Consider the following 9899-nt stretch of genomic DNA (forward strand, 5'->3'; position numbering starts at 1 on the left):
TTTCCATTATATTAATAGAACTATGTTAGACAAAGTTTTATCCGTAATATTCGGCTCACAGAATGAGCGAGATGTAAAAAAATTAATTCCAATCGTAAAAGCAGTAAACGATAAAGAAGAATGGGCTAAGTCACTTGCCCCAGAAGATTTCCCAAAACAGACACAGATTTTCAAGGAGAGGCTTTCAAAGGGCGAGACTCTTGACGACATTTTGCCGGAAGCATTTGCCCTCTGCCGTGAAGCAGCCTTCCGTGTTCGTGGAGAGCGTGCCTATGACGTTCAGCTCATGGGTTCAATCAACCTGCACCAGGGTAAAATCACTGAAATGAAAACCGGTGAAGGTAAAACCCTCGTTGCCGTTGCTCCTGCCTACCTCAACTCTCTGAGCGGAAAGGGCGTTCATGTCGTCACTGTCAACGACTACCTTGCAGAGCGCGACGCAAACACAATGCGCCCTGTATTCGCATATCTTGGCGTTACTGTTGGTACAATTCTGTCTAACATGGACAACTCTGTCCGAAAAGAAAACTACAACTGCGACATCACATACGGAACTAACAATGAATTCGGTTTCGACTACCTTCGCGACAACATGCAGATTGAAATGGCCCGCAAGGTTCAGCGCGGATTCAACTACTGTATCGTCGACGAAATTGACTCCATCTTGATTGATGAAGCCCGAACACCTCTCATCATTTCTGGTGCAGGCGAAGACGACACTTTCAAATTCTACGAAGTTGACAAATACGTCGGTCTCTTTGAGGAAGCAGAAAAAGATCCGAAAACAGACGACTATTACGATGAAGTAGACATGACTCCGGAAGAGCGCGCTGAGCTCAAAGGCGACTACAAAATCGATGAAAAGTCAAAGCGAGTTTCTTTCACTGACAAGGGTATGAACAAAATCGATTCTATCCTTCATCAGCACAATTTGATTTCACCGGAAACAACTGTTTTCGACGAAGAAAACTTTGAATACGTTCACTACTTCACTCAGGCAATCCGGGCTCACCGCCTCTACAACAAAGATGACGAATATGTCGTCCGTGACGGAAAGGTTGAGATTGTCGACGAGTTCACTGGCCGTATTCTTGAAGGCCGCCGCTATTCAGACGGTCTGCATCAGGCTATCGAGGCAAAAGAGCATGTAAAGATTGCCCAGCGCAATCGCACGATGGCTACAGTTACATTCCAGAACTTCTTCCGAATGTACACAAAACTTTCCGGCATGACTGGTACAGCTGCAACAGAAGCAGTCGAGTTCCAGAAAATCTATAAACTTGACTGTGTTGTAATTCCTACAAACCTTCCTGTTGCCCGCGTTGACGAGCAGGACGAAGTTTACCTCAACGAATCTGACAAATGGAACGCAATCGTTAAGGAAATCCGTGATGCACATGCAAAAGGCCAGCCTGTTCTGGTCGGTACAGTCTCTGTAGAAAAGTCAGAGCATCTTTCTGCATTGCTCACAAAGAACGGAATCCGCCACGAAGTTTTGAACGCAAAGAACCACGCCCGCGAGGCTTTGATTATCGCTGAGGCAGGTGCCAAGGGCGCAGTCACAGTCGCAACAAACATGGCTGGTCGTGGTACCGATATCAAGCTCGGCGGAAGCTATGAACAGCGCGCATTGAGCAAGGTCGGCACAGAGGCAACTCCAGAAGAATATCAGGCAGCAGTAAAAGCCGAAAAAGAAAAATGGCTCAAGGACTACGAGGAAGTTAAGTCACTCGGCGGTCTTTATGTAATCGGCTCAGAACGCCACGAATCACGCCGTATCGATAACCAGCTCCGAGGTCGTTCAGGACGACAGGGTGACCCGGGACGCTCTAAATTCTTCATTTCAATGGACGACGATTTGATGCGTCTTTTCGGCGGCGAGAGAATGAAGAACCTCATGACCCGAATCGGCATGGAGCCAGGCGAGCCTATCTATCATCCTTGGCTTACAAAGGGAATCGAAAAGGCCCAGAAGAAGGTCGAAGAGCGCAACTTTGAAATCCGTAAGAATTTGATTGACTATGACGATGTTCTCAACGAACAGCGCGAATTCATCTATCAGCAGCGTGACTCAATCCTTGAGGATGAAAACCTGAGCGAGCGAATCATGACAACTGCAAAGGATTACCTCGACGACTGGTTCTACGACTTCGCACACTCAAAGAAAGGAGAGGGAATCAAAGTCCTCACCGAAAACATCAAGAACAACTTCGGCGTAATGCTTCCACCGGAAATGCTTCAGGAAGACAAGGTTCTCTCCCTTCTCCAGAACGACATCACCGAAAAAGAAACTTTGGTCGGCCACGAGCAGTTCAACATGTTCATCCGCTACCAGTACATTCAGGCAATCGACCGCAAGTGGCTGGACCAGCTCGAATATCTGGACAGCCTGCGTGAAGCAGTTCACTTGCGCTCATACGGCAGCAAGAACCCGCTTACAGAATACAAAATCGACGGCTTCAACCAGTTCGATGCAATGATTGAAAAAATCCGTATCGAAATCGCAGGCCGAGTATTCAAAGTTCGAATCCAGATTGCCCCGGCAGATCAGCCGCCACGCCAGGCAATGCAGGGTAACGCCCAGCACTCAGAAGCTCAGAGCATGAGCGAGCAGGCGCGCGGAGCACAGATGGCACGCAACGCCCAGCAGCAGGCAGGCCGCACAATGGCAGGAGCAAGCTCAGGTCAGAGCGTAACAGTAGTTCGCACAGGTCCGAAAGTAGGCCGAAACGATCCATGTCCATGCGGTTCAGGCAAAAAATATAAGAACTGTCATGGTCGTTAGGATAAAGCTGTAATCAGCAATTAGTAAACCACAGATTGCGCAGATTAAGATTTAGAATCTGTGTCCTTCTGTGGTTATTTTTTTGGAGTTTTGATTTTATGCCAGTTTTTTATGCAGTCAGTACGGGTCCCGGTGATGCCGAACTTCTTACTTTAAAGGCTGTCCGAATCCTCAAATCCTGTGACGTAATTTTTTATCCCGAAAGTAAGAATAATACAATCGCCCTAAATTCACTCAAAGCCCTTGAAAAAGAAATCGACTTAGCCCATAAAAATCTTATTCCCTGCACTTTTTCAATGACCGTGGACAAGGAAAAATCAGAATCAGAATACGAAAAAATCGCCGCCCAATGCATAGACTTTCTTCAAAGCGGGAAAAACGTAGCCATGCTTTCAATCGGGGATGTCTCCCTCTACTCAACGGCAGGAAGGACAGCCCGCTTGATTAAGGATTCAGGCTTTGAGATAAAATTCATAGCAGGAATAAATTCCTTTTCAGCAGCAGCCTCTTCCGCATCCCTCTCACTTTGCGACAGGGATGAAGGGCTTTCGGTAATCCCTGCAGACTCTTTTTTTAGCGAGGGCAAACTGGAAGCGGCTCTAAGAAATGACGGCACAAAAGTCCTGATGAAAATGGGACGGCATCTGAAGGAAATAATCGCCCTTCTTGAGAAAGAAAATCTCATTCAAAAGTCAGTCCTCGTCCAAAAGGCAAGTCTTCCCGAAGAAAAGATTTTTTGCGGCAGGGAAATTTCAAAAATGAGCGCCGAAGATTTTGAAAAGGCCTATCTTTCCCTGATTATTGTAAAGAAGTGATAAGCCCTCGGATTTCATTCATTACCCGCTTTTTGTCAGTCGTCCATGCAGGGGCGATCAGGCTGGCTTTGGGCGGGTCCCCCGTAAGCCGGTGGATTACGCACTTTTCAGGCAGCAGGCCCAGGGCTTTTTTGAGCAAGGAAAAATATTCTTCCTTTGAAAGAGGCTTCACTTCCCCCTTTTCGTACATCTGTGCCAGTTTTGTGTTTTTTACGATATAAAGCGTGGTTATTTTTATTCCAAAAAAAGGATTGTCATTGAAGTCTTTTTCTGCTTCCCTTTGATTTTCTTCCACTACAAATTTCACGGATTCAAGCATGTCGCCCTCGCTTTCGCCGGGAAGTCCGAAAATCAGGTGAGTTACGATGTGAATGTTTGGAGCAGCCTTTTTTATTCTTTTGACCGCATCAGAATAATCTTTCTTTGTATAGCAGCGGTTAATAAGCCTGCCGGTCTCCTCATTGCTTGTCTGAAGTCCAAGCTCAATCTGAACAAAATGACTGCGAGCGATTTCTGCAATGCCGGAAAGGATTTCTTCTGAAAGACAGTCGGGCCTCGTTGCAATGGCAAGACCTGAAACATCCTGGCATTCCAAGGCTTTCCTGTATTTTTGAAGCAGACTTTCCGCATCTCCGTAAGTGGAAGTGAAATTTTGAAAATAGGCGATGTATTTTCCAAAACGATTTCCGCTCCTGCCCTTCACTTTTGCTTCCACGAGTTTTTTTGCAGCTTCAACCTGCTCTTTTACCGGAAGGCCTCTCTTAGCCGCAAAATCTCCGCTCCCGCTTTCAGAGCAGAAAATACAGCCCCCGAAGCCTTTCCTTCCGTCCCGGTTGGGACAGGTGCAGCCGGCATCCAGGGAAAGCTTGTAAGTTTTGCAGGCGAAAATGTCATGATAAAAATCACTCAGACTAATCACGAAAGAATATCCTAGTCCTTAAATCCGCTCCACTTGCGCAATTTTGCGACATTTTCAATCAGGGCATCGATTTCTTCTTCAGTGTTGTAGAAGTAAAGGCTTGCGCGAGCAGTTGCAGTTTCCCCAAGATATGAGCCGAGCGGCTGTGCACAGTGGTGGCCAGCCCGGATTGCGATGTTTTCCTCGCTCAGGAGGGTCGCGATGTCATGAGGATGAACGCCGTCAACCGTGAATGTGACGATACCGCAGCGTTTCGTGCCGTCCTTGTTTCCGATGATGTTGACGTGAGGGATTTTCTTGAATCCTTCGATAAGGCGGACGGCAAGGGCATTGTCGTGCTCAGTGATTGTCTCAAGCCCGACAGACTGAATGTAGCGGATAGCGGCTGCCATACCGACAGCATCTCCTGCACTTACAGTTCCCGCCTCGAATTTGTGCGGGACTTCAGCCCATGTAGCGCCTGTCTCAGTTACATATTCAATCATCTCACCGCCGCGGAGGAAAGGAGGCATTGCTTCCAAAAGCTCAAGCCTGCCCCATACGGCACCGATTCCCATTGGACCGCAGAGTTTGTGACCGCTCATTGCAAAGAAGTCCGCTCCCAAATCCTGAACATCGACCTTGATGTGGGGAGTAGACTGGGCTCCGTCAACGACCATTACGGCTCCGTTTTTGTGGGCGATTTCAGCGATTTTTTTAATCGGATTTGTAGTTCCCAAAACGTTTGAAACGTGTGTAAGCGAGACGATTTTTGTCTTTGGCGTGATTTTAGCGTACTCGCTTTCAGGAATTTCACCAGATTCCTTGTCTACATACATGAATTTTAATGTAGCTCCCTTTGTCTGGCATACATGCTGCCATGGCAAAATGTTAGAGTGGTGCTCCATAATCGAAATGACGACTTCATCGCCAGAGCCGACATTGGCCATACCGTAAGTGTTAGCAATCAGGTTCAATCCTTCTGAAGTGTTTCGCGTAAAGATGATTTCGCGGCTAGAAGGAGCATTGATGAACTTTGCAACAGTCTCACGAGCATCCTCGTAAGCCTTTGTCGCACGCTCGCTCAAAGAATAAAGCCCCCGCAAAGGATTGGCGTTCTGAGTCGCGTAAAAGTGAGTCATCGCGTTCAAAACAAGATAAGGCCGCTGGGCAGTAGCCGCAGTGTCGAGATATATGAGTCCTGAGTTATCTACAGAATTTTTTTCATCAATCGCCTTAAAAAGCGGAAAGTCATTTCGATATTTATTCATAGAAATGATTATAGAATTTTTTAAATAAATTGAGAAGTAGTTTACCTAGAAAACTAGTAGGTTTTTACAAAAAAAAAGTGCTAAGGATTGTAAGTGAACACTACTAATTGCCAATTTTTTACATGCCGATAATTTACTGATGAAGAAAATTCTTTTCCTGATTTCCGCCCTTTTCTCTCTCGCCTTTCTTCCCGCTGACAGCGATTTCCCGCGCGCAAGCCACAATCCCTGGGAACTGATAATTTACCGCCCTGAGAACAAGACCGACTTCAATTATGTGCGCTGCTATGTAAAGATTGAGGACGAAAATGGAAACGACGTGAGCAAAAGCAAGGTCAAGGCCACTTACGAATGGACAACAATTCCAAACGTTGTTAACAATTACAAAAATTTACTCTACCTTGACGGCGGAATGGCAATGCACTTAAACCTGCGCCCCGGGAAATACCGTTTTTCAGTCTACACCCCGGTCGACAAGCAAGCAGGCTTTGAATGTACAAAAAGTATAGCCGGAAAATTTCAGTGGGAATCAAACATATTCGAATATGACACAGAAAATCCCACAAAAGTAATTTTCGTAACGCCGGTAATGGACGACAACGGCTTTTTCAAGGGAGAATGGTGGATTGACTGGAAGGCTCCCAGATTCTTCAAATGGAGCGAGATGAAAATCAAATAAAAGTGATTTCCGAAAAATTCCGGCCGCCAGCTAATAAGTCATCGATGCGGTTATTCCATAGGCCACCCGCTTTTCTGTCAACCTTGGATTGGGCCGGTAAATCAGAGCATAGCCCAGAGAAAACTGAAAATCACTATTAGCCACGAATCCAGTGTTCGGAGAAAGCAGAAAATCAGCGGCAATTTTTATCGAATCCGAGTAATCTTCCTTTTTAGCATTCTCAAGAATTTCCTTAGTCCGCTTGCAATCCCAAAATTCATCGTGAATATAAGAAATCTTTCCTGCATAAGTTGCAGAAATCAAAAATCTCTGTACAAAAAGTGAGAGAGCCGGAATTCCCCTATGAATCTCCAAGTCAAAAAGAATCGCCCTGACAGATCCCGATGCCACATAAGTATCAGTAGGAAAGAGGGTCGCAGTAAAGGTAAAAGGAATAATCAGAGGAAACTTGACCTGGGCAGTAAGGCCTGCGTTCAAATATTTGTCCTCAACAAAGCGCTTTTCCGTATCGCGATATGTATTAAGCAAAAAAGGTTTAAGAACAATTCCTGCATAATCATAAAAAGCCGGTGAAATTTTGTGAATATTTGAAAACTGAAGGAAAGTCATTAAATCATAACTTTTTCCAATAGAATCATCCCGGCCCTTTTCAAGGTCATCATCACAAATCTGCCTGCCATACAGGTAGAGTCCATTCATTCCGACAGAAAAATCACTGACTTTTCCACGCCAAAGCACCTTGGCAAACTGCAAAGACTCTGAAGTCTGCATAAAGTCATCTTTATCAAAAACGAAAGCCCCGTATAGAGAATAGTTAAAACTATCATTGCCGCCAGTAAATGCAATTTGTGAGCCATATTTGCCATAAGTAAAATCATAGCCCCCTGAAAAGCTAATCTGCTTGTCTCCCCAGGGATTCGTTGAAACAAAGGTCAGGCCCAAAAGGGTCGAAGAATCCTGCTTGAAATCATGGTTGTAAATCGGAACCAAACCGAGTCCAGGAAAGAAAATTCCCCGTTTATAGTAAGAAAATGGATTGTAAGAAATTTCAGGAGCAGCAGTCATCTCAAATTCATTTAGGGGCTGCTCTTTTTCAAGATTTTCAGAAGCCCGATTTTTATCAGCCAAAGCATTTGCCCCAGAAAAATCATAGAGCTTCACAGGAAGAAGAACTTTCTCAAAATCGCAGGTTTTCATCTCAAGACGGTAAAGGGGCTTTTTATCATATTCTGCTGCAATCAAATAGACAGGAAAAGAAGGACTTTCTTCATCAGCAGAATCAAAATCAAGTCCCTCAAAAAAATTAACTTCCCTAAAATCAGGGATTGAATCAATCAGGCCCGCAAAAGCATTTTCCTTCTGAAGAAATCCAGTCGCCTGAAGGGAAGTACGGTCAATTTTAATAAATCCTGACCTCGAAAGCATTTTAGCGCCCATTCCAAGCTCAGCCCATGAAAATGAAAGGAAGACAGAACGTTCATCGCAGGAAAGCAAATGAAGATTATGCAAAATCAGATTTTTTGTCCTTTGTCCGTCAAGAAGAGCCGAAAAATCATAATCACTCAAAACATTTTTACCGTCAAAAAGGCGGATTTTCCAGCTGAGGCCATCTTTAATAATCGCAGCGTAAAGATTATCGCTAAGCGCAAGCGGGCTAAAGGGAATCTCATCATTTTTTAAAAGGACAGCCGCATTTCCCCCTGCCAAGCCCCCTTCAATTCTGACGCTTGCAAGCTCTTCCTTGCCGTCACGAAGGCGGAAATATCCGTCACGCCGGCCATTGGTTCCAATTTCTTTGTAGCGGCCTTTGACCAAATCATATTCAGCGATAATGCACTTAGTATTTTTTTTAAGGACATCACGGCTCAAAGCTATTTTTTTACCGTCCGGAGAAAAAGAAATGCGGTTCACGCCTTTAATTGCAAGAAGTTTTCGATTATTCTTGATTTTACCGTTTTCATAGATTGTCACAAGCCTTAAAGAAGAAGACTCCGTGTCAAAATAAGCGATTTTAAGATTTCCCTGCTCCCTGTCAAAAAAAGCATCCAAAGCCGTGACCCTGGACATTTTTTTAGAAAGCAAATCAGCCCTTTTTTCAGCAGACTCAATTTCCAGCGTCTTTTCAAAATCTTTCCAGGCATCTGTAATATTAAATCCGTAAGTCTTTTTAAAAACACCAGCTATAAAACTCAGAGAAAGGCTCGAACCAGCCCTTTCCCAAAAATCAGCATATTTCGACATTCCGTACTTATCCTGCAAATAGGAAGCGAACATAGAGCCAAAGAGATAGGCATCCGTGCCGCCAGGATATGTATCACGGGCACCGGTGACATCCCGCCAGGAAGGAAAGCGATTCTCTATCACCGACTGATTTGCAAGTTGAGTAAAAAAAGGATCGTTCAAACGGCCGCCTTTGCCCTTACTTTCAAAAGAAACCGTCGCACCTTCAGCCCAGAAAGTCGTAATCGAAAGCCAGGCCGGATTCATCATGTCCGAAATGAAAGAAAGAGCTTTTGCAACACTTCCCTTCATGTTGTATGTGACTGCATGAGTCAGCTCATGATAGAAAACCTGCTGAATCGTATTTTCATACATATCAAGACTTTCTTCGGGCAAAGTATCATACAAGACAATGCGGTTGTAGGGAACTGCCGCGTAATAAGCGTTCAGAGACTCAACCGAGCGGGTAATTGTCACAGGAAAGCGCTGGTAGGGCTCAGTTTCAAGAAGCTTCGTTATTTCAAGATAATAGTCATCACAGACCGCCTCAATTTTCTGAGCTGACTGGCGGCACTCCTCCGGGAAAATTATGTCAAAAAATTCCGTCCGGACAACATGAAGTGGAGAAGAAGAATCCGCAAGAACCCCGCCCAAAGAATAAAGCGGAAAAAGAAAAAAAACAAAGAAAATACCCAAAAAAAACTTGCGAAACATACCTTACTATACATTATTTTAAGATTTTAGAAAATAAATAAAGCCAAATAAGAAGATAAAAATAATGCGCGAATCCCCTGCAATCCCGGCTTTGCGCCCTTCCGCTGACCGCTCCATTCCTCCGCTACGCTCCGCGGGCACTCTCGCTGTCGTGCCCGTTCGAACGCCTTACGGCGGGGCTCCAATCCGGCGCGGGCGCTTCACTCCGTAGGGAAAAAATTTCCGCAACCAGGCAAAAAAATCCGCCCCCTGGGAAGGATGGCGGACATGCAGTTTAAAAAGAAAAAAGCCGGCGGCTCCCTACTTTCCCCCGTATCGGAGTATCATCGGCGCAGGGGTGCTTGACTTCCGTGTTCGGAACGGGAACGGGTATATCCACCCCACCATGGCCACCGGCATATTATACACCAGCAATTAAATCATCAGGAACTTTCCCGGAAGAAGGATTCCGCCTCATCACGGCGGGAATGAGGATATGGCCAGGGCTCACGACCTATTAGTACCGCTCGGCTGTGTA

The 9899-nt window shown here is 45.3% G+C and carries 6 protein-coding genes and 1 rRNA gene; 3 read left to right on the forward strand and 4 right to left on the reverse strand.

The features are described 5' to 3' along the window. Positions 1-22 precede the first annotated feature (22 nt). Together secA and cobI are read left to right on the forward strand one after the other, a co-directional pair. A complete protein-coding gene (secA, locus tag HNP76_RS04535) occupies positions 23-2785 on the forward strand; it encodes a preprotein translocase subunit SecA (protein WP_184657932.1) in 2763 nt (920 codons plus the stop codon). Between the two features lie 98 nt (positions 2786-2883). Further along, the gene (gene cobI, locus HNP76_RS04540) at positions 2884-3600 is read left to right on the forward strand and encodes a precorrin-2 C(20)-methyltransferase (protein ID WP_184657934.1); all 717 of its coding nucleotides are present in this window, start codon (positions 2884-2886) and stop codon (positions 3598-3600) included. Here the strand turns inward: cobI and mnmL are convergent. Next, positions 3584-4519 carry a tRNA modification radical SAM protein MnmL/YtqA gene (gene mnmL, locus HNP76_RS04545; RefSeq protein ID WP_184657936.1) on the reverse strand — a complete coding sequence of 312 codons (936 nt, stop codon included), beginning with the start codon at positions 4517-4519 and terminating at the stop codon, positions 3584-3586. The two genes, cobI and mnmL, sit on opposite strands and share 17 nt — an antisense overlap. Before the next feature lie 11 nt (positions 4520-4530). Then, entirely contained in the window at positions 4531-5769 is a 1239-nt protein-coding gene (locus HNP76_RS04550; RefSeq protein WP_221301052.1) for an aminotransferase class V-fold PLP-dependent enzyme, read from the reverse strand. Between the two features lie 139 nt (positions 5770-5908). On the opposite strand from HNP76_RS04550, the gene HNP76_RS04555 reads away from it, so the two are divergent. After that, positions 5909-6448, forward strand: a complete 540-nt coding sequence (locus HNP76_RS04555; RefSeq protein WP_184657938.1) for a hypothetical protein — start codon at positions 5909-5911, stop codon at positions 6446-6448. A gap of 30 nt (positions 6449-6478) precedes the next feature. On the opposite strand, the gene HNP76_RS04560 is transcribed toward HNP76_RS04555, so the two are convergent. Both HNP76_RS04560 and rrf read right to left on the reverse strand, forming a co-directional pair. Beyond that, entirely contained in the window at positions 6479-9382 is a 2904-nt protein-coding gene (locus tag HNP76_RS04560) for a hypothetical protein (RefSeq protein ID WP_184657940.1), read from the reverse strand. Between the two features lie 287 nt (positions 9383-9669). Further along, positions 9670-9779: ribosomal RNA gene (gene rrf / locus HNP76_RS04565) — 5S ribosomal RNA — on the reverse strand. Positions 9780-9899 lie beyond the last annotated feature (120 nt).

Origin of the sequence: Treponema ruminis (genome assembly GCF_014201975.1) — a bacterium.
GTDB lineage: Bacteria > Spirochaetota > Spirochaetia > Treponematales > Treponemataceae > Treponema_D > Treponema_D ruminis.

What these genes read in the sequence shown, in the direction of transcription:
- secA (WP_184657932.1), top strand. Translation starts at nt 23, where the DNA reads ATGTTAGACAAAGTTTTATCCGTAATATTCGGCTCACAGAATGAGCGA.
- cobI (WP_184657934.1), top strand. Translation starts at nt 2,884, where the DNA reads ATGCCAGTTTTTTATGCAGTCAGTACGGGTCCCGGTGATGCCGAACTT.
- HNP76_RS04550 (WP_221301052.1), bottom strand. Translation starts at nt 5,769, where the DNA reads ATGAATAAATATCGAAATGACTTTCCGCTTTTTAAGGCGATTGATGAA.
- HNP76_RS04560 (WP_184657940.1), bottom strand. Translation starts at nt 9,382, where the DNA reads ATGTTTCGCAAGTTTTTTTTGGGTATTTTCTTTGTTTTTTTTCTTTTT.
- HNP76_RS04555 (WP_184657938.1), top strand. Translation starts at nt 5,909, where the DNA reads ATGAAGAAAATTCTTTTCCTGATTTCCGCCCTTTTCTCTCTCGCCTTT.